Source organism: Paractinoplanes rishiriensis, from assembly GCF_016862375.1.
Taxonomy (GTDB): domain Bacteria; phylum Actinomycetota; class Actinomycetes; order Mycobacteriales; family Micromonosporaceae; genus Actinoplanes; species Actinoplanes rishiriensis.
Map to the genome: position 1 here is coordinate 71249 of NZ_BOMV01000087.1, position 24590 is coordinate 95838.

The 24590-nt window shown below is 70.9% G+C and carries 17 protein-coding genes; 9 read left to right on the forward strand and 8 right to left on the reverse strand.

Going from position 1 to position 24590, the window contains the following annotated elements; all coding sequences use genetic code 11:
* Positions 1-204 precede the first annotated feature (204 nt).
* The 6 genes from Ari01nite_RS50415 to Ari01nite_RS40345 all read left to right on the forward strand — a co-directional run bounded on the left by Ari01nite_RS50415 (position 205) and on the right by Ari01nite_RS40345 (position 7439).
* The gene (locus Ari01nite_RS50415; RefSeq protein WP_239163432.1) at positions 205-1182 is read left to right on the forward strand and encodes an ABC transporter transmembrane domain-containing protein; all 978 of its coding nucleotides are present in this window, start codon (positions 205-207) and stop codon (positions 1180-1182) included.
* Positions 1179-1610, forward strand: coding sequence for an ATP-binding cassette domain-containing protein (locus Ari01nite_RS50420; protein WP_239163433.1), 432 nt, complete (start codon positions 1179-1181; stop codon positions 1608-1610). The genes Ari01nite_RS50415 and Ari01nite_RS50420 overlap by 4 nt, the downstream gene beginning before the upstream one ends.
* Complete coding sequence (locus tag Ari01nite_RS40330) at positions 1607-3361, forward strand: ABC transporter ATP-binding protein (protein WP_203788630.1); 1755 nt, start codon at positions 1607-1609, stop codon at positions 3359-3361. Before Ari01nite_RS50420 ends, Ari01nite_RS40330 begins: the two co-directional genes overlap by 4 nt.
* Before the next feature lie 451 nt (positions 3362-3812).
* Positions 3813-5390, forward strand: coding sequence for a pectate lyase family protein (locus Ari01nite_RS40335; RefSeq protein WP_203788632.1), 1578 nt, complete (start codon positions 3813-3815; stop codon positions 5388-5390).
* 142 nt (positions 5391-5532) lie between these two features.
* Complete coding sequence (locus Ari01nite_RS40340) at positions 5533-6474, forward strand: hypothetical protein (protein WP_203788634.1); 942 nt, start codon at positions 5533-5535, stop codon at positions 6472-6474.
* Between the two features lie 35 nt (positions 6475-6509).
* Positions 6510-7439, forward strand: coding sequence for a diacylglycerol/lipid kinase family protein (locus Ari01nite_RS40345; protein WP_203788636.1), 930 nt, complete (start codon positions 6510-6512; stop codon positions 7437-7439).
* On the opposite strand, the gene Ari01nite_RS40350 is transcribed toward Ari01nite_RS40345, so the two are convergent.
* Positions 7434-8999 carry an outer membrane protein assembly factor BamB family protein gene (locus Ari01nite_RS40350; protein ID WP_203788638.1) on the reverse strand — a complete coding sequence of 522 codons (1566 nt, stop codon included), beginning with the start codon at positions 8997-8999 and terminating at the stop codon, positions 7434-7436. The two genes, Ari01nite_RS40345 and Ari01nite_RS40350, sit on opposite strands and share 6 nt — an antisense overlap.
* 52 nt (positions 9000-9051) lie before the next feature.
* Positions 9052-12795 carry an endonuclease/exonuclease/phosphatase family protein gene (locus Ari01nite_RS40355; protein WP_203788640.1) on the reverse strand — a complete coding sequence of 1248 codons (3744 nt, stop codon included), beginning with the start codon at positions 12793-12795 and terminating at the stop codon, positions 9052-9054.
* A gap of 143 nt (positions 12796-12938) precedes the next feature.
* Between Ari01nite_RS40355 and Ari01nite_RS40360 the strand changes: the two genes are divergently transcribed.
* The gene (locus Ari01nite_RS40360) at positions 12939-13148 is read left to right on the forward strand and encodes a dodecin (protein WP_203788642.1); all 210 of its coding nucleotides are present in this window, start codon (positions 12939-12941) and stop codon (positions 13146-13148) included.
* A gap of 93 nt (positions 13149-13241) precedes the next feature.
* Here the strand turns inward: Ari01nite_RS40360 and Ari01nite_RS40365 are convergent, their stop codons facing one another.
* Entirely contained in the window at positions 13242-15515 is a 2274-nt protein-coding gene (locus Ari01nite_RS40365) for a putative bifunctional diguanylate cyclase/phosphodiesterase (protein WP_203788644.1), read from the reverse strand.
* Between the two features lie 139 nt (positions 15516-15654).
* Here Ari01nite_RS40365 and Ari01nite_RS40370 point away from each other — a divergent pair, with 139 nt between their 5' ends.
* The gene (locus Ari01nite_RS40370; protein ID WP_239163434.1) at positions 15655-16842 is read left to right on the forward strand and encodes a right-handed parallel beta-helix repeat-containing protein; all 1188 of its coding nucleotides are present in this window, start codon (positions 15655-15657) and stop codon (positions 16840-16842) included.
* Here the strand turns inward: Ari01nite_RS40370 and Ari01nite_RS40375 are convergent.
* Positions 16792-17673 (reverse strand): NAD(P)-binding domain-containing protein, encoded by an 882-nt coding sequence (locus Ari01nite_RS40375; protein ID WP_203788646.1) that lies wholly within the window; start codon positions 17671-17673, stop codon positions 16792-16794. The genes Ari01nite_RS40370 and Ari01nite_RS40375 overlap by 51 nt on opposite strands.
* 24 nt (positions 17674-17697) lie before the next feature.
* Here Ari01nite_RS40375 and Ari01nite_RS40380 point away from each other — a divergent pair, with 24 nt between their 5' ends.
* The gene (locus tag Ari01nite_RS40380; protein ID WP_203788648.1) at positions 17698-18339 is read left to right on the forward strand and encodes a DUF429 domain-containing protein; all 642 of its coding nucleotides are present in this window, start codon (positions 17698-17700) and stop codon (positions 18337-18339) included.
* Positions 18340-18510: 171 nt separating this feature from the next.
* Here Ari01nite_RS40380 and Ari01nite_RS40385 read toward each other — a convergent pair whose 3' ends face one another.
* The 4 genes from Ari01nite_RS40385 to Ari01nite_RS40400 all read right to left on the reverse strand — a co-directional run bounded on the left by Ari01nite_RS40385 (position 18511) and on the right by Ari01nite_RS40400 (position 24016).
* Positions 18511-19932 (reverse strand): hypothetical protein, encoded by a 1422-nt coding sequence (locus Ari01nite_RS40385; protein WP_203788650.1) that lies wholly within the window; start codon positions 19930-19932, stop codon positions 18511-18513.
* A complete protein-coding gene (locus Ari01nite_RS50425; RefSeq protein WP_239163436.1) occupies positions 19929-22475 on the reverse strand; it encodes an nSTAND1 domain-containing NTPase in 2547 nt (848 codons plus the stop codon). The genes Ari01nite_RS40385 and Ari01nite_RS50425 overlap by 4 nt, the downstream gene beginning before the upstream one ends.
* Before the next feature lie 138 nt (positions 22476-22613).
* On the reverse strand, positions 22614-22886 hold the full coding sequence (locus Ari01nite_RS40395; RefSeq protein WP_203788652.1) for a helix-turn-helix domain-containing protein: 273 nt from the start codon (positions 22884-22886) through the stop codon (positions 22614-22616).
* A gap of 152 nt (positions 22887-23038) precedes the next feature.
* Positions 23039-24016: an NAD-dependent epimerase/dehydratase family protein gene (locus Ari01nite_RS40400; RefSeq protein ID WP_203788654.1), complete on the reverse strand. Its 978-nt coding sequence runs from the start codon at positions 24014-24016 to the stop codon at positions 23039-23041.
* Between the last annotated feature and the right edge of the window lie 574 nt (positions 24017-24590).

Consider the following 24590-nt stretch of genomic DNA (forward strand, 5'->3'; position numbering starts at 1 on the left):
CCAGACTCGCAGGGTTCGTCTGCGCTGGTCCCGCTGGACCGCTAGCATTTCGTCATCTTCCGGGTACGGGGAGCCACCAAAAGTGTGATTGCCCGGGACGCCGTCTTGCGCTTGCCGGACGGTGCCCATGGTGGACCGGCGCCGGGAGCCGGGGGGCACCGTAACCGTCGGCGCCGGCAGCCGGCCGGGCCGGTCGCGATCGGGGTGGTCATCGACCGCGCCGTCGCCACCTCGGACACCACCGCCCTGCTGATCTCGCTCGGCGCGCTCGCGCTGCTGTTCACCGTCCTCGCCCTCGCCTACCTGTTCGGTGCCCGGCAGGCCTACGCCGCGGTCGAGCACGACGCCCACCTGGTGCGCGTGGAGATCGCCGGCCGCGCCCTCGACCCGCGCGGGCACAGCTCCGGCATGCGCGACGGGGAGCTGCTCGCGGTCACGGCCTCGGACGCCGAGCTGTCGGTGCTGGTGGTGCGGGCTGCCGGGATGACCGCGGCGGCGCTCACCGCGGTGACCGTGGCCGCGGTGTCCCTGCTGGTCATCGACCTGTGGCTGGGCGTCGGAGTGCTGCTCGGCGTACCCCTGATGGTATGGGGTTTGCAGCGACTTGCTCCCGTGCTCACCCGGCGTGGCGAGGCGCAGCAGGAGGCGCTGGCCGAGACCACCGCGCTGGCCGTCGATTTCGTGACCGGGCTGCGGGTGCTGCGCGGGATCGGTGCGCAGGAGAGTGCGGCGCGCCGATATGCCACCGCGAGCCGTAACGCCCTGCGGGTCACCCTGCGTGCGGCCAACACCAAGGGCCTGCACCTAGGACTCACCACGAGCGTGAACGGGTTGTTCCTGGCGACGGTCGCGGGCATCGCGGGCTGGCTGGCGCTGACCGGCCGGCTCACCGTCGGCGAACTCGTCGCGGTGGTCGGCCTCGCCCAGTTCATCGCCGAGCCGGTGCAGACCCTCGGCTGGTGCGTGCAACTGCTGGCCGGGGCCCGGGCGTCGGCCGGCCGGGTCGCCCGGGTGCTGGGTTCGGCACCGCTCACCAGGCACGGCACCGACCCGCTGCCGGCGAGCGCCTCGCTCTCGACGAGATCAAGTACAACGGCCTCGAGGCGGTCCGGCTGCGGCTGGGTGCGGGGGAGATCCTGGGGGTGCTGGCGTACGACCCGAGGGACGCGGACGCCCTGGTGAGGTTGCTCGCCGGCCGGGTGCCCCGGGACGACTACCACGGCACGATCCGGGTCGCCGCGGCCGACGACGTGGTGGCGGCGCACCCCGACGGCTTCGACCGGACCCTCACCGAACGCGGCGCCAACCTGTCCGGCGGCCAGCGGCAGCGCATCGGCCTGGCCCGCGCGCTCGCCGCCGACCCGCCCGTGCTCGTCCTGCACGACCCCCCCACCTCGATCGACGCGGTCACCGAGACCCTGGTCGCCGAGGGCGTGACGGCCGCCCGCAGGGACGGTCCACGAGGGACGGTGCTGGTCACCAGCAGCCCCGCGCTGCTGCGGGCGGCCGACCGGGTGGCCGTCCTGGACGGCGGCCGGATCGTCGCCGAGGGCACCCACGACCAGTTGGTCGCGGACGACGCCCGCTACCGCGCGGCGGTGCTGCGATGACCGAGCCGCGCGTCCTTCTGCCGATCGCGACGAACCGCGAGGTCGCCCGCACGCTGGGCGGCGAACTGGCGCGACTGCCCTGGCTGGGCGTGGCCGCGACGGTGCTGCAACTGGTCGCGGTGGCGAGCGGCCTGGTCGCCCCGTGGATGCTGGGCCGCCTGGTCGACCAGGTGATCGCCGGCGCCACGACGGCCGACGTCGTCAACACGGCCGCGGTCATCGCGGGTGCCGCCGTCCTGGCCGGGGCGCTGACCGCGGTGGCCGCGGCGCTGACCGCACGGCTGGGCGAAACGGTGCTGGCCCGCCTGCGCGAGCGGGTGCTGGACCGGGTGCTGCACCTGCCGTCCGGCACCATGGAACGGGCCGGCACCGGCGACCTGGTCTCCCGCGCCGGCGAGGACGTCTCGGTGGTCACCTCCGCGATCACCGACGCCGCACCCCCGCTGATCGGCTCGCTGCTCGCGGTCACCCTCACGGCGGCCGGCATGTTCGCGCTCGACTGGCGACTCGGCCTCGCAGGCCTGGTGGCGGTGCCCGCGTACGCGCTCGCGCTGCGCTGGTACCTGCCGCAGTCGGTGCCGTTCTACGCCCGCGAGCGGGTGGCCACCGGCGAGCGCGCGCAGGCCATGGCGGGCGCGCTGCACGGCGCCGCGACGGTCCGCGCGTACCGGATGGAGGACGCCCACGTAGCCCGTATCGCCGACCGTTCCGCGGTGGCCCGCGACCTGTCGCTGGAGGTCTTCCGCGTCTACACCCGCTTCGGCTCCCGGATCAACCGCGCCGAGTTCATCGGCCTGTCCGCGGTCCTGGTGACAGGCTTTTTCCTGGTACGCGAGGACGCGGCAACGGTCGGCGCGGCCACGGCGGCGGCCCTCTACTTCCACCGCCTGTTCAACCCGATCGGCATGCTGATGCTGGAAGCCGACTCGGTGCTCCAGGCGATGGCCAGCCTGGCCCGCCTGGTCGGGGTGGCGGCCCTGCCCGAGTCCCCGCCGGCTGTCGGCGACCCGGTCCGGACGGGCGACCTGGACATCACCGTGACCGCACACCGCTACGAGGACGGCCCGGTGGTCCTGCGGGACGTGAGCCTGCACCTGCGCCCCGGCGAACGGGTGGCGCTGGTGGGAGCGAGCGGCGCCGGCAAGAGCACCCTGGCCGGCATAGCCGCCGGCGTGGTAACCCCCTCGGACGGCGTGGTGCGTCTGGCCGGCCAGACCCTGACCGACCTGGGCCCGATCCGGACGCGCCGCTCGATCGCCCTGATCAGCCAGGAGGTGCACGTGTTCGCCGGCCCGCTGGCCGAGGACCTGCGCCTGGCCCACCCGCCGGCCACCGACGAGGAATTGCACGCGGCCCTGGACCGGGTGGGCGCGACCCGCTGGCTGCCCACTCTGCCGGACGGCCTGGACACCCACGTCGGCGAAGGTGGCCACCGCTTGACGGCGGCGCAGGCCCAGCAGGTGGCCCTGGCCCGCCTGCTGCTGGCCAACCCGCCGGTGGCCATCCTGGACGAGGCAACGGCCGAGGCCGGCAGCGCCGGAGCCCGCGACCTGGACAACGCCGCCATGGCCGCCACCGAGGGCCGAACCACCTTGGTGGTGGCCCACCGCCTGACCCAGGCCGCCACCGCCGACCGGATAGTGGTCCTGGACCACGGCCGCATCGCCGAACAGGGCACCCACGAGGAGTTGCTGGCGGCGGGTGGCCCGTACAGCCGCTTGTGGCAGACCTGGAGCCGAGTCCCCGGCTGACGCGCCTCCGAACTCCCGGCCTCCCCGCCGCAGATCGACAACATCGCGTCGTGGGCGAGCGCCAGCGGGCGGTGGCGCGGCGGGCGGTGGGCCGTGGCGAGGCGGTGGCGGCGCGGCGGGCGGTGGCGGCGGGGTCGCGGTGGGGGTTCGCTGCGGGCTGCGGTCGGGTCGCGACGGGGTGTGGTGGGGAAACAGAAGTTACGTCGGAGTTACGCCAGGCATTACACCGTAATCCGGACAGAATCTTGCCAGGAAAATCGAAGGCTCCCTATTCTCCCAGTGGAAAGCGCTTTCCAACGCCGCGAGTCAGCCCGGTCCTTGTGACCCTTGCGGTGGGTGTGAGCGCGCTTTCGGCATGGCCCGCTCTGGAATCCGGCAGGACGCGCGGCAGGAACGCGCGGTGGACCACGGTGGCGGGCCGTCACCCCTCGAAGACGAAGGTGAGAAGAGGATGAGACGACCAGTCGCACTGCGACTGTTGGCGGCGGTGGCCACGGCCGCTGCCGGGGGCACGATCGCGGTTGTCCTGCCGATGCTGGAGGCCTCGGCCGCCGTCGGTAGCGCCACCGGATACGCCACCCAGAACGGTGGCACCCGGGGCGGCGCCGGCGGGACCACCGTGCGAGCCAGCACCGGTACCGCGATCCACACGGCCCTGTGCAACCGGGCCAGCAGCAGCACCCCGATCATCATCGAGGTGACCGGCACCATCAACCACGGCAACACCACCAAGGTCTCCGGCGACAGCTGCAACACCGCGGCCGACAAGATCGAGCTGAAGGAAATCAGCAACGTCACGATCCTCGGTGTCGGCAACGCCGTGTTCGACCAGCTGGGCATCCACATCCGGGACTCCAGCAACATCATCATCCAGAACGTGACGGTCCGTAACGTCAAGAAGTCGGGCTCCCCGACCTCGAACGGCGGCGACGCGATCGGCATGGAGAGCACCGTCCGCAACGTCTGGGTCGACCACGTCACCCTGGAGGCGTCCGGTGGTGAGTCGGAGGGCTTCGACGGCCTGTTCGACATGAAGGACAACACCCAGTACGTCACGCTGTCGTACAGCATCCTGCGCAACTCGGGCCGTGGCGGCCTGATCGGGTCGAGCGAGAGCGACACCGCGAACGGCTTCGTCACGTTCCACCACAACCTGTACTCGAACATCGACTCCCGTACGCCGCTGCTGCGGGGCGGTATCGCGCACATCTACAACAACTCGTACGTGCAGCTGATCGAGTCGGGCATCAACTCCCGGGCCGGCGCGCGGGCGAAGGTGGAGAACAACTACTTCAAGAACTCCAAGGACGTTCTTGGCACGTTCTACACCGACCAGCGCGGCACCTGGCAGACCGCCGGCAACATCCTGGACAACGTGACCTGGTCGGCCGCCGGCAGCGACAGCTTCCCGGCGGGCCCGGCGATGGCGTCCACCACCACGGTCAGCATCCCGTACTCGTACTCGCTGGACGGCGCTTCCTGCACGCCGAGCATCGTGTCCTCGACCGCCGGTGCCAACACCGGCATCAAGACCTCGAACGGCAACTGCTCGGCGACCCAGCCGCCGACCCAGAACCCGACCACGCCGCCGACCAACCCGACGACGCCGCCGACCACCGGTCCGACGACGCCGCCGACCACCGGCCCGACCAACCCGCCGACCGGCACCAACCTGAGCCTCAGCGCGGGTGCGGACGGCTCGAGCAAGGCCAGCGGCACCAGCTACGGCAACGTGCGGGACGGCAACACGTCCACCTACTGGGGCCCGAACGGTTCCACCGGCTACGTGTCGGTCAAGTGGAGCGCCGCCACCTCGGTGTCCCGGGTCAACATCGTGCAGGCTTCCGGCGGCGGTTCGATCACCGCTTGGCGAGTCCTGAACGGTGACACCGGTGCCGTCCTGGCCTCCGGCAGCGGCTCGCCGAGCGCGATCAGCTTCGCCTCGACGTCGGCCAAGAAGATCACGTTCGACATCACCGGTGCGTCCGGCACCCCGCGGATCGCGGAGCTCCAGACGTACGCCAGCTAGTCAGCACCAGCATCACAGCGGGGGTCGCCGGAAACGGCGGCCCCCGCTGCTTATTGCGGGTAAATTCGGGCACGTGGCGGACGAGCGTAGGGGATGGCCCAGGGCGCTTCGCGGCATCCAGCTTCTGCGACGATCCGACGGTGTGGCCTGGTCGAGCGTGATCGAGCCGGCGCTGCGGGACACCGCGGGGGTCGGCCCGCAGACCCGGATCGAGCTGCAGAAGCTGGACCGGTTCGTGGACTTCCTGCTGCACGACTTCACCAGTCACCCGCTGCCCTCGACCTTCATCCATCTCGGCACCGACCAGTTCCACCTGCACGACCCGCTGTCGTTCGCCTCGTTCGTGGTGGCGCACCGGGCCGAGCGCCTGGTGCAGGGCGTCGAACTCGGCGCGTCCGCGCTGGACTGCCTGGAACACGGGTCGCTGCAACTGGCCGCCGGCGCCGCCCGGATGCTGCTGGAGATCTCGTTCGTGACCGTGGACGGGCACGCCAAGCTGCTCGACGCGTGGCGGCCGGTGCACGGCTCGCCGGAGGCGGTGCTCGAGGTCGCCGGCGCCACCGACACCCCGCTGTGGGCCGAGTTGTGGCAGGCCCGGCTCGGCAACCACCTCTACGACGAACTGGCCGGCACCGCGCGGCGCGACCGGGTGTCCCGGGGCAACGTCGAGTTCGCCAAGAACCTGGATTACATGTACGCGATGCTGTGCGAGGTCGTGCACCCGAACGCCGAGTCGCAGGGCGCCTACTGGCGGGCCGCGCCGCCGCTGCGGGACGGCCGCCCGCGCCTGTCGCTGGAGCCGACCGGGTCGCAGTCGCCGGTGAAGCTGCACATCGCGAACGCCGTGCACCTCGCGTACCAGATCCTCGTGCCGTACTGCCGTGATCTCTGGTGGGTGGCCGCGGAGACCGCGATGGCGGCCGGCTTCCCGCGCGACGATGAGACGATCTCGCTGGGCGTGCCGCTGCCGGGCCGGGCCGACGAGTCGTGCTGCTGCGGTTCGGGCACGGTCGCGCGGTCCTGCGATCACCCCGAGCCGGTGCTGCCGATCAGCGAGACCGAACCGGCGCGCGGCGACGCATAGGACAGGCCCTGGCTGCCACCGGTAGGGTCGGGCCGGTGCGGACCAAGCAGGAGCTGACCGAGGCCATCCGGCGCGACAAGCGGGTGGTGCTGCTGGTCAACGCCCACTCCCGGCGCGGGCAGCAGCTGTATGAGGCGGCCCGCAAACGCCTGGTGGCGAGCCGGTTCGACCTGCTCGGCGCGTACCGGATCGACCGTCCGCAGGATCTCGAGGACCGCCTCCAGGACGCCCTCGCGCTGAGCCCGGACCTGCTCGTGGTGGGTGGCGGCGACGGCACCATCAGCACCGCCGCCCGGCTGCTCGCGCATCGCGACGTGGCGCTCGGTCTGCTGCCGCTGGGGACCACCAACAATTTCGCCCGTACGGTGCACACGCCGCTCGACCTCGACGAGGCGGTCGCGACCCTGGTGGACGGCAAGGTGATCGACGTCGACCTGGGCGAGGCCGGCGACATGCTGTTCACCAACCACGTCGGTATCGGGTTGTCGGCCGAGGTGATGCTCAAGGCGCCGCGGCCGCTGAAACGCGTGCTCGGCCGCTTCGCGTACCCGCTCACCGCTCTTGGCCTTCTGCTCCGGCAGCGACCGTTGCGCGCCGTGGTGCGCGCCGACGAGCGCAAGCACGTCTTCGTGACCTACCAGCTGTACGTCGCGAACGGCGGCTTCCACGCGGGCCGGCCGATCACCGCGGACGCGCACGCCGACGACCGGCTGCTGGTGGCCTACCCGGTGGGCGGCCGCACCCGGCTGGGCCTGCTGCGCGAGACCGCCCGCAACGCGGCGACCGGCCACCGGCGCACGCTCGGCGACGAACCGTTCCTGGCCACCGGCGAGCTGTGGGTGGAGACCGACCGCCCGGCCCGGGTGGAGGTCGACGGGGAACCGTGCGGACACACGCCGCTGCGGATCGGGCTGCACGCCAACGCGTTGCGCCTGATGGCCCCCGCCGACACCCCGGACCTATAGGCCGAACGCCAGCAACACGTTGCCGTGCTCGGTGGGATAGAACGGGTAGTAGCCGGCCTGGACGTAGAGCATGCCGCCGGACACCACCGCGCCGCCGTTGCCGGAGATCGCGCTGCCGAACCCGGTCCGCCCGTTGACACCGGTGAACTCGCGGATCGTGTCGAATTCCCACAGCACGTCACCGGTGCCGGCGGCGTACACCCGCATCTTGCCGTCGTTGCTGCCCTCGTAGACCAGCCCGGGGCTGGTGGTGACCGCCGGCGTGTGTGCCAGCGTGCACACCTCGGGGAACCGGGCCGCGCCGCCGGTGGTGCAACCGTCGGCCGGGTTGGGTGTCTGCCACAGCACCTGGCCGGTGGCCGGGTCGACCGCGAAAAGCGTGCCCGGATCGGCGAAGTAGGTCGCCACGTACAGCCGCCGGCCGTCGTAGCTGCTGCCCCACTGAATGCCGGAGATGCCGCCGCTGGGTAGCGGCACGCCCAGCTGCCGGCGCCACTCGACCCGCCCGGTGCGGGCGTCGAACGCGTGGTAGACGCCGCTCTTCTGGCCGACGCCGACGATGGTGCGGCCGCCCACCCGGAACAGGTTGGGGGTGGCGCCGATGTCGTAGTCGAGCGCGCTGCCGTCCTTGAGGCCCGGGCAGTAGCCCTCGGCGTCCGGCTCGTTGCACAGGCTGCGCCAGGTGTCGGCGTCGGTGACCTGCTGCTTCCAGCGCACCGCGCCGGTCCGGGCGTCCAGCGCCAGCAGCGAGTCGAAGTCACCGGCGCTGCCGGTGTAGTTCTGGCCGGTGCCCACGTACAGCGTGCGGGTGGCCGGGTCGATGACCGGTGAGCTCCAGACGCCGGCACCGGACGGTTCCCAGCGGGCCGCGCCGCTGGGCCAGGTGCCGACCTGCACCGGTTCCGGGACGGTCCAGTAGCGCCAGGCCAACTCGCCGGTCTCGGCGTCGAGCGCGTCCAGGTGGCCGCGGAACGTGCAGCACGGCGTGTTCGCGTCGCCGGTGTTCTCCCCGCTCGACGCCCCGATGTAGATCTTGCCGTCGTAGTACAGCGGCGAACTGGTGTGCAGGCCCGCCGGATGGGTTTCGGTGTCCTTCGCCCACCGGAGCCGGCCGGTGTGCTGGTCCAGGGCGTACACGTAACCCCGGCTGTCACCGAAGTACACCTTGCCGCGAGCCACGGCGGGCCCGTCCAGCACGAAGGCGCGGCCGGCGTTCAGGTCGTACGTCCACCGCGTCCGCCCGGTCCGGGCGTCCAGCGCATAGAACTTGCCGTCCGGTCCGCCGAAGTAGACGACGCCGCCGACGACCGCGGGCTGGCTCTTGACCGGGGCGCCGGTCGCCGGATACGCGAACGCCCACTTCAGCTTGAGCTCGGCGGCGGTGGCCGGAGTGATCCGGTGTTCGGCCGCGTTGTGCCGGGAGCCTTGCAGATCACCCTGCCAGGTGGGCCAGTCACCGGGCCGGGCACCGGCCACCGCTGGCGCCGCCGAGACGGCGACCAGCGGCAGCACCGCGGCTACCAGGACCAGGATGCGGTACGGGACGGTATGTCGAGACAACTCATCACTCCCCGTGTTGGTCTGGATATCCACGGTAGACGATGCGTGCATCTCAGCCGGCCGGCAGATACAGCTCGCTGTAGATGAGCTTGTGGTCCGAGCAGGGCTTGTTCCGCTGCTCGCCGCACAGCCCGACGTTCTCGTTCACCACCACCCGGCCGACCGGGATGGCGAAGTGCCAGCGGTCGGCGAACACGTAGTCGAGCTTCTTCTGCTCGGCGTCCGGTCCGCCGCCGAGGAACGTGTCGGTGCCGCCCTGCAACTCCTCGCAGGGTTTCGCCACGATGCAGGCGCGAGCCTGCTCCACCTCGTTGAACTCGCCGGTGCCCAGCGGCTCGCTGTAGACGGCGCCGATGTGGTCGTTCGCCGGCAGCGTGTCGATGTTGGTGTCGCCGCCCAGGATGAACGGCTTCTGCCGGGCCTCCGGCCCGAACACCCGGGCCAGTTCCTGCGCCTGGTACGCGGCCGACATGTTGGCCGGATAGCCGGTCTCCAGGTGCGTGACGCAGACCTTGGCGTCCTTGTCGGCGGTGCTGAACCGGACGATGCTGCACGCCACCCCGCGAGTGCCGAGATCCTCGGTAGACGGCGTCAGCACCAGCCTGTTGTCCAGCCGGAACCGGTAGTTCTGGGTGCCGGTCACGGTGCCCCGGACGAACACCGCGATGCCCTCGGCCAGGTCACCGCCGCTCTCGTTGAAGCAGGTCGGGTTGGTGCCGGACCCGGTCACCTGGAAGTTCCCGTGCATCTGCCAGCCGGACTGGGCCAGCTTGGCGGACAGGTTGTCGAACTGTCCGTCGCAGATCTCGTTGAGCAGCAGCACGTCCGGCCGCCGCTGGGTCACCTCCGCCATGAGCCGGTCCACCACGTAGAAGTCGCCGTCGTTCTGGGCCGCGCCGGCCAGGTTCCAGCTCAGCGTCGACACGGTGCGCACGCTGGTCAGCGGCTGGAGGGCGACCGCGTCGAAGGCCACCCGCTGGCTGCCGTCGCCGGTCGGCGAGACGTTGGTGAGGCGTACCTGCGGCGTACCGTCGAACGGGAACACGCCCAGGCTCACCCAGCGGTTGCCGGTGCCCTTCTGCGAGATGGTCCGGATCCGGTCGCCGTATCCGGTGCCGACCGCGTACTGCGCGTACGTCGTGCCGTTGTGCAGGTGCGGCAGATGCACCCAGACCCGGCCCACTCCCTGGTACGCCTGGTTGAACCGCCAGGTGCCGCTGAACACCAGCCCGTCCGGCGCGGTGCGCTGGCGGCTGTTGGTCATCCAGAAGTGCCCGCCGAGCCCCATCCCGAGCTGATGCGTGTCGATCTTGCCGGGATACTGGCCGTGCGAGTCGGTGATGTAGTCGAACTTGAGGTCACCGTTGTTTCCGGCGGACAGATAGCAGTTCGGCCGGACCGACGGTGTCTGGTTCGGCAGGTTGTCGATGACCCGGGAGCCGGACGGCAGGCCGGTCAGGTCGCAACTCGGCGGGTAAGCCGTGCCGTCCTCCTGGTAGGCGTACCCCGGATCGAATCGCACCAGTTCGTTGCCGCAGGTCAGGGCGCAGTCCACCTTCCAGCCCACGGCCTTGTGGTACCAGCACTTGAGGTCGATCTTTCCGCTGGAGTTGCGGTGGTTGCACGGCCCGGCCGGCTCGCCGATCACCTCGGGTGCGTCCGGCAGCCAGGTGGAGCCGAACTCGCAGTTGTTGCTGAAGTCGCAGAACATGTCCTGCGGCGGCCGCACGTGGTGCCGGTTGATCGGCCCGTTCACCGCGCCGCCGTTCCACCAGGCCGCCCGGTAGCCGATCACCAGCGTGTCCGGCGCCTCCAGCACCTCGACCGGGTGCCCGGCCCAGCCCATCACCTTTTCCGGATAGGGCCACAACTGCGGCCGGGCGGCATCCGCGTAGTCGTCCTTGTAGTCGTCGGTCTCCAGGAACGAGCCGCGGTTCGCCGGGTACTTCGGGTTGGCCGGGTTGTTGGCCCACCCGACACCCCACGCGCCGTTGTTGGCCGCCGCCTGCGACTCGGGATAAAACCCGCTGTTGTACGCCCAGACCGCGTAGAACCAGTTCTCGATCTTCGACGGATCACCGTTGTTGAGGACCAGCCCGGCGTCCCGGGTCTGGTTCCACTTGGACTGCAGGATCCGCAGCCCCGCCGCGATGTTGGCGGCGAAGTCCAGCGCCACGGCCCGCTGCTGGTGGTGGGGGAGCGCGGTCTCGCCCGGCTTCTCCCGCCCGGCCAGGCGCATGCCGTCGGTCACCTGGGTGACGCCGTAGCCGCAGTCGGCCTTGTCCCAGCGGATCGTCCAGTCGTCGGCCTCGGTCCCGTTGTAGATGTCGACGCCGTAGTAGTTGCCGATCAGCGGGTTCGCGGTCACCCCCGGCACCGCGAACCGGGCCGCCTGCCACAGGTTCGACTCCTGCGCCGCGATGCCGAGCATCACCTGCGCCGGCACGTTGCCGCCGCCGCTGAGCGGGATCGGCGGGAACATGCCCTGCGGGGTGTAGGCGGGCATACCGAGGTTCTTCCAGTTGTCTGGCCGGTACACCGTCAGCACGTTGCGGACGGCCTGGTCGACGGCCCATTCCACCTGCCGCGGCTTGGGCTGCATGGCCTGGTTCTTGGGGTCGTTGCGGGGGACCGAGCAGTACCGCTCGGCGAAGTCGGCCGGGTTGGTGGAATCACCGAGCAGCGCGGGGCTGAGGTCCCGGCTCGCTTCCGGCTTGGCGGTGGTCACGGCCGAGAGGGTGACCGTACGCCCGGTGCGCAGTGCCCGGGCGCTCACCTCTTTCCGGTCGGCGGACACCCCGGTGACGGCCAGCGCACCCTCGGTGGACACCCGGGTGCCGGCCGGGGCGTCGAGCAGCGTGACGGTGCCCGCCTCGGCCTTCGTGGCGGCACCGGTCACGTACACCCGGCCCCCGCGGCCGGATGTGACGTCCAGCTTGGACAGTGCACCGGTGGTGAGGGTGGCTGGCGTGCCCCCGTCGCGCCCCAACCGCCGGGCCACGGTGGTGTCCTTGCCGGTCTGCTCGAGATAGACCACCCCGCCGTCCGCGTCGGCGGCCAGCCGGAACGGGACCGACGAGGTGCGGGCCAGGATGCGCCGCTTGCCGGAGGCTTCCACGCGTACCACCGCACCCGCATCGGCCGCGACAATCCCGCCCGGCGTGGGCACCGCCGAGGTCAGCTGGCCGGGCACCTCGATCTTCGAGGTGACGGCGCCGGTCGCGGCGTTCAGCCGCAGCAGCCGGGTGCGGCCCAGGTCCTGGTCGCCGGCCTGGGTCAGCACGGCCTCCTCGCCGGTACCGCAGGACGGGTTGAAGTACGCGAGGCTGACCCGCGCCCGCAGCTTGCGCACGGAGCCGGTGCGCAGGTCGACCACGGCCGCGAACGCACCCCGGTCGAACAGCACCCCCCGGTTGGTGAAGGTGCGCGGCGCGTAGGCCACCACGGCCCGGTCGCCGGAGCCGGTGACGCAGGCGTTGCCGATCCAGAGGTCGGTCTCGATGCCCGGCTCGGCCAGCGTGGCCGTGGTCCGCCAGGCGTAGCCGTCCGCTTCCGCGGCGGTCTGCACGTGCAACCCGTCCGCGTCGCCGGACAGCTGCCAGGCGAGGTCGCCGGAGGACTTCCAGCCGCGGCCCAGCACGGCCGTGCGCTGCTTCTCCGGCACGGCCTGCACAACCTGATCCGTGCCAGCCGGATCCGTGCCACCCGGATCCGGCGCCGCGCGAGCGGGCAGCGGCCCGGTGACCACCAGGGCCGAGGCCGCCGAGGCGGCCAGGAGCTTTCGTCGGAAATTCATGGCGCCCACTGTCTGGCTGATCCAGAACGGCGCACCAGACCTTTCAGCCCTGGGTGAATTGACGCCGTTCCCCGCGATCCCGGCGCGCCGCGTGGTTCGCTAGCGGGGACCGGCCACCCCCGAGCCCGAGGAGAGACACCCCGATGAGCAACCACGTCTACCGCCTGAGCGAGGTCGTCGGCAGCAGCCCCACCAGCGTCGACGACGCCATCCGCACCGCGATCCGCAAGGCAGCCCAGACCGTCCGCAACATCGAATGGTTCGAAACCCAGGAGATCCGAGGCCAGGTAGTCGACGGCGACGTGGCCCACTTCCAGGTTCGCCTGAAGGTCGGCTTCCGCGTCGAGGACTGACCTGAGCTTCCGTTTCCCGCACAGTCGACTGCGGTTTCCCGTACGCCGCCCGGCGTTGCTCTGCCGGGCGGCTTTCTGCTTCGCGGCCCCGCCTCAGGACATCACGATCGTCCCGGCTGTCGCGTCCAACTGGGCCTCGATGTCCTCGGCGGACATCGGGCGGCCGAACAGATAGCCCTGCGCCAGCCGGTATCCCGCCTGGAACAGCCGCCCCGCCTGTTCCCGCGTTTCCACGCCTTCGGCAATCGCCTCGATGTGCAAGCCATTCGTGAAGCCGATCAGGTTTTCCACGATTACCGCGCCGGCGTGGTCGGCCGCGTTGCCGGAGACGAACGAGCGGTCGACCTTCAGCACGTCCACCGGGCAGTTCAGCAGCAGGCTCAGCGACGACTGACCGGTGCCGAAGTCGTCCAGGGCCACCCGCAGGCCGTTCGCGCGCAGGCGGTGGATCGCCTCCAGGCCGGGGCCGGGGGCCAGTACCGCGGTCTCGGTCACCTCCAGCATCAGGCGGCTGCGGTCGACGCCGGTGCGGGAGATGATCTCGTCCACCGTCTCGACGAAGTCGGGTTCGGCCAGCTGGCGGGCCGACACGTTGATGCTGACCTTGGCGGGGGCGTTGCCGCCGTACCTGGTCTGCCATTCGGCGGCCTGGCGGCAGGCGTTCTCCAGGACCCAGCGGCCCAGTTCGACGATCAGGCCGCTGCGTTCGGCCAGCGGGATGAAGACGTCGGGGGCCACCAGGCCGCGCTCGGGATGGCGCCAGCGCAGCAGCGCCTCGACGCCGGCCGGGCGGTGGCTGGGCAGGTCGACGATCGGCTGGTAGAGCAGGAAGAACTCGTCGTCGGCGAGGGCGCGGCGCAGGTCGGCGTTGAGGCGCGCGGTTTCCCGGGCCATCTCGTCCATCGCCGGGTCGAACCAGTGCCAGCGGTCGCCGCCGAGCCCCTTCGCCGCGTACATGGCCACGTCGGCCCGGCGCAGCAGGTCCTCGGGGGTGTCGCCGGGCTGCCCGGCGGTGACGCCGATGCTGGCGACGCTGCCGATCGTGGCGCCGTTCAGCTGCGGCGCCTCGCGCAGCACCGTGACCATGCCGGTCAGCACCGATTCGACGCCGGCGGTGTCCGACTCGGGCAGGATCAGCGCGAACTCGTCGCCGCCGAGGCGGGCCACCATGCCGCGGGGGCCCACGGCCGCCGTCAGGCGGTGGCTGACGATCACCAGCAGGCGGTCGCCGGTGTGGTGGCCGAAGCGGTCGTTGGTCGCCTTGAACTCGTCGATGTCGAGCAGCGCCACGTGGAACTTCGCGTTCGAGGCCAGCAGGTGCTCGACGTGCCGCTCGAACAGGGCGCGGTTGGCGACGCCGGTCAGCGGGTCGTGGGTGGCCTGGTGCGTCAGCTGATGCTGGAGCCGCCGGTTCTCCCGGAGCGCGACGATCTGCCGGGCCATGACCAGGAACGTGATGGTGACCGCGGCGCACTTCAGGATGGTCGACTCGGTGCCGCCCGTTTCGCTGGTCGACAGCAGCAGAATCGCCATGCCGGCCACCGCGACGTACGGAACCACGCTCATCCGCTGCCGCCGCGGCCGGGGCAGGCGGCCGTCGCTGCTCAGTTGCCGCAGCGCGGCGAGGAGCACGCCGAGCGACGACACCGGAATGGAGATCATGGTGGTCGACAGGTAGGGGTGGTCGCTGAGGAACGGCGTCAGCCCACCGACCAGGGTGCTGGCCGTGGCGCCCAGGGCGAGGAAGTGCAGGGCCCGCCGGTCGAGCCGGCCGGCGCCCGCGAACGCCACCTTGACGAAGGTGATGACCGCGACGAACGCGACCCCGATGATGGCGAGTACCGGACCGGTCGAGCCGGTCTGCACCTGCCAGGCCTCGTGGTCGCGGATCGAGAAGTGCCAGACGAACGCGCCGCTGGTGACCAGCACGACGCACGTGTCCAGGCCGAACCGGATCCAGTCGCCGCGGGTGCGCTGCCAGGACGGCAGTCGCAGCAGCGCCCACATGACCACCACGAGCGTGCCGAGGTAGCAGACGAGCGCGACCGGGCCGATGCGCTGGGACGGCTCCGGCCCGCCGACCGCGTCGACCAGGTTGGCCAGGCTGCCGGGGACGTAGAAGGCCATCGCGACGGTGATGTGCCGCCAGAACCGCCGGGTGCCGGGGTCCAGCGACGCCTTGCGGGCGACCAGCCAGCAGGCGTACAGGGCCAGCACGGGTGCCACCACGACCGGCAACCAGCCGATGACCGGGTACGCCCACTCGTGCGCCAGCCCGATGAGCAGCCACGCCGTGCCGGCGAGGAGGACGAGCACACCGGACGCCGCGAGGGCGTTGCCTCGGAGCCACAGCCTCGCGCGCTGCATGATGCTGCCTCCTTCACCGGCGTGCGGTGTTCGATCCTCTCCAATCGGCGTCCCGGACGGAAGATGAAGAAAAGTTGACTGCATCGATATGAGTCAATAGGTTTCCAGGAAAGCGCATTCCTGAGTGGAGGTCGTCGTGGTGAAGGCGCAAAGGTGGCTGTTCTCCGGTGCCGTGGCGGGCGCGCTGGTCGCGTTCGGCGGTATCGCGCCCGCGTCGGCAGCCCCGGCCGGCAGCGTCCTGATCGTGGCGCCCGGCGGTGCCGACACCAATCCGGGCACGGTCGAGGCCCCGCTGGCGTCGATCCAGGCGGCCGTCGACCTGGCGCAGCCCGGCGACACCATCGCGTTGCGCGCCGGCACCTATGCGCCCGTCCGCAACATCCGCATCATGAAGGACGGCACGGCCGAAACGCCGTACACCCTGACCTCGTACCGGCGCGAGAAAGCCGTCATCGACGGCGAGGAACTGCCGCACACGCCGGCACCGCTCAACGGCAGCATTCCCAACCTGGAGCGGGGCGTGCTGCATATCGAGGCGGATTTCTGGCGGGTGGTCAATCTGGAGATCATCAATGGCCCGTACGGGATTTTCTGCCGGGACTGCAACGACAACGTCTTCGACCGCCTGATCACCCGGGACAACTACGAGAGCGGCCTGCACATCCAGGCGGCGTCGGCCCGCAATCAAGTGATCAATCTTGACGCGTACGGGAACCGGGATCCGCGCAAGAACGGCGAGAGCGCGGACGGACTCGCGATCAAGGAAGGCTCCGGCGAGGGCAACGTGGTGCGCGGCGCCCGGCTCTGGAACAACGTCGACGACGGCTTCGACGCCTGGGAGTTCCTCTCGCCGATCGTGATCGAGGACTCGGTGGCCTGGGGCAACGGCGTCGACCGCTGGGGTTTCCCGGACTTCGCCGGCGACGGCAACGGCTTCAAGCTGGGCGGCGGCGACGAGGACCTGCCGGCAGCCCACGTCGTCCGCAACAGCATCGCGTTCGACAACGCCAAGGGCGGCTTCATCGACAACGCGAACCCGGGCGCCATGGTGCTGGACCGCAACACCGCGTGGCGCAACGGCGGCACCGGCATCGACGTCCAGGACTCGCAATCCACGCTGACCGGTAACCTCGCCCTGGCCAACGCGACCGACCTGCTGCTGGGCGCCTCCACCGGCACCGGTAACTCGTGGGACATCGGCGGTACCTGGGAACTGGTCTGCACCGACCCGGCCGTGATCACCGGTCCGCGCGCCCCCAACGGCACCATCCGCCACTCACCATTCCTGCGTCCCCGCGGTAACCCGGCAGTCGGAGCCCGCCTCTGACACCGTCGCGGTCAGCCCGTCCGAGCCGTGGCCGGCCGCGACGAGCGTCTCGATCCGGGCCGCCACCGCCGCCAGGCCACCGTCGCCGAGGCGGTGGCCGGCCCGGTGCTCGAGAAGCTGCCGGATGACCGTGAGGTGCTCGGGCAGGGTGGCCGGCCCGGACGGGTAGACGCCGCGCTGCACCTCGGCCGCGGTCCCGGTGACCGCGGAGACCACGTACCCGAGCTGCTTGCCCGCCGTACCCGCAAAATCCGTGACATCCACGCCTGCCGCACGCACGGTCTCGAGGGCGCGCAGCAGCCCGAGCTGGGCGTCGTACCAGACGCCGAAGAGCGTCAGGTCCCAGATCGCGGCCGCCTCCGGCGCCTCACCGACGAACCGGACACTGCCGAGCAGCCCGAGCGTCGCGGCGTGCTCGTCGAAGGCGTCCCGGGAGCCACTGAACAGAAAGGTGGCCGACGCGGTGCCGATCGCCTCGGGCGCGGCCTGCACCCCGCCGTCGAGGTAACGGGCCGCCTGCTGGGCCGCCTGCTGGGCGTCGTGCGGGGTGCCGGTGCACAGGGCGACGACGGTCAGACCGGGCCGGTGGCCGTCAAACTGAGCCAGGCACTCCCGGACCGCGGCGTAGTCGGTGAGGGTCAGCAGTACGAGCCGGCTCGAGGCGGTGGCCGCCGCAATCGAATCCGCCGGCCGGGCGCCGGCCGCCACGAGCGGGGCGACGCGGGCCGCGGTCCGGTTCCAGACGACGACGTCACGCCCCGCGGCCAGCAACCGGCGCGTCACCGCCCCGCCGATCGCCCCCGTACCGATGACGGTGATCCGGTTGTCCATGGCGGCCATGGTCGAACGTCAACCTTGGTTGAGGTCAAGCCCCACCTTCAGCAGGCCTACCGCGCTACGCTCATCACCCGTGTTGACCCTCGGCGTGGACTTCGCCGCACAGGACCTCCGGACCGCGATCGCTGTCGTCGAGTGGCGAGACGCCGCCGCGATCGGGCGTACCGGCTGATCGACCAGGTCGTCCACGCCGAAGCCGGGCTGCGCCCACTCAGCGTCTCCGCCGACCGCATCGCGCACGCCGCGTTCCGTTGCGCCGCCCTCCTGGCTCGGCTTGGTGAGCAGGGACAGCCAGTGGACCGATGCGGTGACGGCGTGGTGGTCGAGGTCTATCCGGCCGCCGCGTTACGCCGATGGCGACTGACTCACCGTGGCTACAAAACGCCCGGCCGTACGGCGGACTACGGTTTCCTCGTCGAGGAACTGACCGCAGCCGCGCCCTGGCTGGACCTAGGCGGCTTCGACCAACTTTGCCGCATCAGTCACGATGCCTTCGATGCGGTCATCGCGGCTCTCGCCGCCCGCGCCGCCGCCCTTGGCAAGATCCGCCGACCCGACCCCGAGCAACGCGAGGCGGCACGCACCGAGGGATGGATCGCCGTCCCGACCTGCGAGCTGAACGACCTGGTCTCAGCCACTTCGCCGGTAGGTGCGGCGTAGCTCGGTAAGCCTGGCCCGCACCGGCGTTGCCGGCATGCCTTGGAGATTCAGCGGCGGATCGATCGCACGCAGGACGAGATCTTCGAGCCGGCCGAGCGACTCGGCAAGCGGGTTAGGCAGCTCGGCCGGTTGCGGCACCGCCGGGCGATGCGCCACAGTGGCCGTCTCCTGCTAACCGCGCCCGCAGCGGAAATAGACCTCAAGCTGCACCATCACGCCCTCGATCGGCGGCGCCGGCACCTCGTCAAGCCGGCGAACGAGCCGCTCGCCAACCCTCACCGGCAGCACATCCGGCCGCGCCGCCATGGAGACACCCACCGGCAACTGCACGAACACCGCGATCTCCTCGCACCCGTGCTCGACCCCCTCCAACTCGTCGTCCACCGCGAGCTCCAGCTCGTGCAGGTAAGCCGCAAGCGCCTCCGCGGTAACCGCCGCCGCGATCGTCCGCTGATCCGTCAGCAGCACCGTCCGGTCGAGCTCCGCGTTGCGCAGGCGGCGTTCGCCCGCTCGCGGATAGAGCTGGTCCGGCGAATACGTCATGAAGTCTTCCCGTCCGGTGTCGACGAACGGGGAGGTGTGGGTCCGGCGGTGGAGGTCGAGGCTCACCTCCGTCACGTACCCGGAAGCGCGCCAGGTCACCGGCTTCTTCGCGCGGAGGGCGTCGATCAGCCGTTGCCAGGTCGGCCCGGCCACCATGACCGCGAAGCCGTCCTCGAGGAACCGTGTCTCGTCGGCGACGTCGCCGTGCGCCAGCACGAGGAAGTTGCCGGCCAACCGCATTTCGCCGTGTCCCACCGTCCGGCCCGGCTCGGCCTGCGCCCCGATGTGGTCCTGACCGGGTTCCCAGACCAGCCGGCCGTGTGCCGCGGGGCTGAGCGCGCACGGGAAGAGCACCATGGTGTCGCGTCCGCCGGAGAGCAGTTCCACGAAGCGGTCGCAATCCTCGATCGGCAGGCGCAGGTCGAGATGCGGGCCGGTGAGGAGCGCTTCGAGGTAGGAGACCGGCGCGCGGTCGAGCGGCAGCCCGGCGAGCATGCTGGGGTTCCGGCCTGCCGGCGGGGTCATCGTGAGCGCCGGCTTGCGCCCCGGCTCGAACCACCACGGGTAGGGCCAGCAGTCGGTCGCCCGGCTGAGCTGGGAGAGCATGCGCGGCTGTCCCAGCATCCGGGTGGCCTCGGCCTCCTCGGTGAGCAGTGGCAAAAGCAAAATCGGAAAAGTCTGATGGCCGTACGCGTCGGCGCGCGGCAAGCGTTGGCGGCTGTCATCGCGGAAGTCGAGGCAGAGCAGGCCGCCCACGCGCGGATCGAGGTCGAGGTTTCCGCCCAGGGTCAGCAACGTGTCCGGGTTGACGCTGGCGCCCCGGGAAACCTGGTCGAATATCACCGAGAAGATCTGGAAGGGGCTTTGCGGGTGGGCGTTCCCGTGGCGGCGTACGAAGAGGACCAGCTCGCGTCCGCCGAGCGCCTCGAATCCGTGCGTGGTGAAGACCCAGAGGGCGATGTCCGGATCGGCGTGATGCTGGAAGACCGAGGCGTCGAGTCGCCCGGGAACGAGCGTGGTCCGCCCGGCCGGAACGAGCGGGTGACTCACGGGGTACCCACCAGGACCAGGCGGATCCCGGCGTCGTCCCGGGCCACGTCGCCGCGCATCCGCCGGCCGCCGGTGACCTGGCAGGTCGCCGCCTTTTCCCAGGCCGAGCCGCCCTTGAGCAGGTGCAGATCGTCCGGCACCCGGTGACCGGGAGCCGACTCGTCGTCGCACCACTCCCACACCGTGCCGGCCATGTCGAGCGCGCCGCACGGCGCCGCCCCTGCGGGATACATGCCCACTGCCAGCGTTCCTCCCAGTCCACTCTCGATCGTGTTAGCGTGGTCGTCCCGCCAGTCGTCGCCCCAGGGATAGGTGCGACCGCCGGCCGCGCGTTCCCACTCCGCTCGCGTCGGTAGCCGAACGACCGGACCGCCGGCGGTCCGGCCCTTGTTGGCCCAGCTGACGAACGTCATCGCCTCCCGCCGGCTGCACGTGGCGGGCAGGTTCGGCGCGGTCTTCTCCAGCCCGGTCGGGACGCCGTCGACGTCCGGCCGGTAATGGCTGCGCCGGAACGCGTCCAGCTGCGCGACCGTGACCGGATGCTTCGCTATCCACAGTGGTTGGTCGCCGGGGACCCGGCACCACTCGATGTCCGGCCGGCCGTCGGCGGCAACCCCGATGCCGGGCCGCCGGTCGCCCAGGCGGGCCAGCTGCACCGAGATCTCCTGCCGGCGCCGGTGACCCAGTCCGGACCGGCGGAGCTCGTCGCACAGCCGCTCCGCCTCGGGCCGCAGGAAGGAGCGTTCGTCCGCCCGCAGCTCGGCCCCGATCCGGCCGGCCGCCGCGAGGGTGGCGTCCATCCGCGGCTGCGGCCAGAGGAAGGCCGTGTCCCGGCCGCTCTGCAGCCACTCGGCCACGGCCCGCCGCAGCCGCTGCAGGGTGAGCATGTCCTCGTGCACCGAGTCGATCCACTGGGCGAGCCGCGGCCAGCCCCGGAAGACCGCCTCGTGCGCCAGTTCCACGTGCGTCGCATCGGCGACCAGCAGGCGCGCCGCGATCAGCGCGTCGACCAGGGCCGTGCGTTCCGCCGTCGTGCACAGGGCCGCCACCGACGCCCGCGCCCGTACCGGCCCACCGACCTCGTCCACCGCGACGAGCCGGCCGAGCACCGCGCCGAACTCGGCCCGCACGCCCTCCGGGAGGGCGCCGAACGTGCGTTCCGCCAGCCGTCCGAGCGCTCCCGCGACCCCACCGATTTCCGCGTACGCGGCCGCGGTGAGCCGGTCGTCGGAACGGCGTTGATGAAGCTCGTTGAGCGCGAACGCCAGCAGCGGCAGGCGACCCGGCTCGCGCCGGGCGTCGATCAGCAGTTGCTCGGGCAGCTCCCGGTCGAAGCGGAGACCGGCCACCGCGGCCGGCCGGCCGATGATCTCGGTGATCGCGGCGAGGTCGGGCGGTCCGAGCAGGAAGCTGCCGGCCTGCAGATGCCGGGCCAGCCCTTCGTGCTGCAGGGCGTGCCCGAGGAAGTCGGCGCGCAGGCTCACCACGACCGTGGCCGGCCCGTGGTCCGCGACCGCGACGAGGTGGTCGAGGAACGCGTCGCGGTAGCCGGCACAGGGCGGCCCGAAAATCTCCTCCAGCTGGTCGACGAAGACGAGCGCCCGGCCGCCGACGTCCGGAACGGGTGCGGGCCACCGGGCCGGGTCGGCGCCCACTCCGGTCGGCGTGACCCGCGGCCCGTGCCAGACATGCCGCTCGACGTCATACGTGGGCGTCACCCACCGGGTGGGCCCGTCGAGCGCCGCGAGCCGCGGCAGCAGGCCGGCGCCGATGAGCGACGACTTGCCCGAGCCGCTGGCACCCAGCACGACGGTGAGCGGGGTGGTCCGCACCCGCGCGGTGAGCGCGTCCACTTCCCGGTCGCGCCCGAAGAAGCAGTCGACGTCGGCCGTGGTGAACGCGACCAGCCCCGGGTACGGCGACCGCGACGTGTCCCAGCGCCGTTCCGCGCGCCCGGCCTCGGCCGCGGGCCGGCTGCGGGTCCGCCGCTCGACCAGGCGCCGCAGGTGCGCGTCGAGCAGCGTCCGGAAGTCGGTCGGCGACCCGAACTCCTGAAACATGCCCCGCCCCCGCGCGGCGAGGCTCTCCGCGAGCCCGGCCAGGTAGGACCGGACCGCTGCGTACTGCCGCGTGCGCTCCAGGATGTCCGGCGCACCCAGCGCCACCGTAGGCTCCGCGGTCTTGCGATAGATGAGTACGTCCGGCCGCCCCGCGAGCGCGTCGTCGATCTCGGCCGCCGTCCCCGAAGGATGCGGCGACGCCGGCACCGGACTACCCAGCCGCGACCAGAGAATCGCCACCACCACGTCACACTCACCCGGCCGGGGCAACACGTCGTCGATGAGGTGCTGCGGGTGTTCCGAGGCCAGCAGCGGCACCGGCGCGGCCGGCTCGTCCCAGCTGACCAGCCGCAACGAACAGTGCCGCTGAATGAACGGATCGAACTGCAGCCGCCGCACCACGTCCCGCGCGATCGCGCGTTCCTCCACCACATCACCCGGGGAGGCCAGAAACACCGTGAAGACCGGAAGGCCCTGGGCCATCGGCCGATCGTAACCGGTCAATGCTAGCGGTGCCCGGCCGCTCGAATGCCAGGCCATGGTGATTCCGAGGATCGACAAAAGCAATCTCCACGGGATCGGGCGTGAATCCGCCGATTTCCACCAAGCCAGAATGCGCTGTCACTTCCGGGCGTGCGCCGACCCACCGAAGCAGTCGTTGGACGAGGCCCTCGCCGGCACCTCTCGATAGGGTTTTGCTACGCCGAGCGCTCCCAGCGCGAGTCCCAGCTGGAAGCGGTTGTCCACTCCTAGGCGATCCATCAGATTGCGCAGTGAGTAGGTCACCGACCTCCGACTGATCTTGAGCTTGCGCGCGGCCGATGCGTCACTGAAGCCAGCCGCGAGAAGAGCGATCAGAGTCCGTTCACGTGTGGGCAAGGCGACATCCGGCACAGATTCTCCTGGCGATCTCGCTCCGACCGGCCGGCCCGAGCATCAACTGCAGGTGGCTCCTGCAACTCTCAGCCCCCATCGCATGCCTGTCAACACTTATTGCAATCGATCGGTCGCGTCCAGTGACTGTCGGGGTTGATGCGGCGCCGTCCTCACGCGTCGGGCATCGACTCGAAAGCGTGGAACAAATCGGACGCAGCGGCCCGCACGTCCTCGACCGCCAACGCGGACAGGCCGGTGGCTAGCTGTAGCTTTCGCGGGTCGGCGCACGTCCAGTACTGATATCGGTCGGCGATCGGATTGGGCACGAGCCGGACGTTGACGCCGGCCGCCGCGGTGAACTCGCTGCACCAGCGCAGGAGCGTCGCGAAGCTGACCGGGCAGCCGGACCCGACGTTGTAGGTGCCGGCGGGAACCGGGACCTCCAGGACCCGCTCAAGCACTTCCACCACCCGCTGAACCGGGACGTAGTCGCGGCTGGCGTCGAGCGTGTCGGCGAACAACGTCGGTGTGCCGTTGGTCGCCACCGTACGCAGCAATTGCGAGATGATCGAAGCCATCGGGCCCTTGTGTCGCTCGCGGGTACCGAAGACATTGGTGTATCGGAGCCCGACCCAATGCAGCCCGGCAGGCGCCCGGGTCGCAAGCTGGGAGTCGAATAGCAATTTCGAACGGGCGTAGGCATTCAACGGCCCACTGCAGAGGGCGCGGTCGTCGACGCTGTTTTCGGTGATCGGTCCTTTATGATGGATGCGCCCGTACACGCTGGACGACGACGCATAAACGAACGGGATGCCGGCGACTGCACATCTCTGCGCCAGCCGCATCGGCCGGTCGACGTTGACGTCGCGCAGCAGGTCCCCATCGTCCTCCAGCGTGGAACTGATTGCTGCCTGATGCACCACCGCGTCGAAGTGCCCGGCCTCGACCATGCCGAGCACGCTGTCGTCGGCGAAATCTTCGCAGTGAAATTTCATGGCAGGGCAAAGATGCGCCGGAGCTGCGCGGACATCGACCCCGACCACCGCCGCCCCTCGTGCAACAAGTCCGGAAACGATGTGGCTGCCGACAAAGCCGGCCGCGCCGGTGACCAGCACGGTGGATCGTTCCAAATTCACCTGAGCAACCATCCCGTCACCCCCTGTAGATCGCGTGCGATCTATTCTGGGCGCCGTATCGGCTATCACGGTGTGCCGTTGCGCAGTTGCGCAACGCAAATGCGCAATGTCGTTTCCCGAAACCCGCCGACGAGGCGGACCCGTACAGGCCGCGACGCGTGGTGATCGGCATCGGCATCGCGGGCGGCGACTCGGCGACCCCTGGCGCTCGGCTCCGAACGCCGCCATCCGCGGGACCGCCGCCCGGTCGCGCAGGACCGGCACACCGTGCGGCTGCTCCGCATACGTCCTACCGACGTCCCACAAAGATCAAGGCCACATAGCCCGATGGCTATATGGCCTGCTTGTTGGTGGTGCGCCGCGTAGGACTCGAACCTACAACCCGCGGATTAAGAGTCCGCTTCCATTTGTGTCAGCTTCTACTTGGCCGTGCTGGTATCCACTGTTTGCTTCCACTTTCGGGTGTCTTCCGCGTGTGGTCGCTGCCAGCTGGTGTCGGGCAGGGGTGGCCCACGCCAGGATCGTCGATCACGCACGGATCACGCCGGACGGCCTGGGTGCCCGGCTTGCGGCTGGTGCACGCGCG